The sequence below is a fragment of the Halorubrum sp. SS7 genome (genome assembly GCF_005435055.1).
GTDB lineage: Archaea > Halobacteriota > Halobacteria > Halobacteriales > Haloferacaceae > Halorubrum > Halorubrum salinarum.
Genome location: NZ_SGXV01000457.1, coordinates 1 through 331, shown reverse-complemented (window position 1 = coordinate 331; position 331 = coordinate 1). Strand labels below are relative to the sequence as shown.

1 pseudogene is annotated in these 331 nt (G+C 71.6%); it reads left to right on the top strand.

What is annotated here, in order from left to right:
- A pseudogene (locus EXE44_RS18775) lies at positions 1–331 on the top strand (DNA mismatch repair protein MutS); the annotation flags it as partial.

Below are 331 nucleotides of genomic sequence, written 5' to 3'. Positions count from 1 at the left end.
GTCGACGTTCATGCGCGAGATGAGCGAGCTGACGGAGATCCTCCACGACGCGGGCGCCGACTCGCTCGTCCTCCTCGACGAGGTCGGCCGCGGCACCGCCACCACCGACGGGCGGGCCATCGCCCGCGCGGCCGCCGAGTTCCTCCACGACGAGCTCGGCGCGACGGCCCTCTTCGCCACTCATTACCACGGCCTCACGGACCTAGCCGAGGAGCGCGAGCGCGTCTTCAACCTCCACTTCACCGCCACCCGCGAGGACGGCGACGTGACGTTCCTCCATCGGGTCGTCCCCGGCGCCTCCTCGTCGTCGTACGGCGTCGAGGTCGCGGAG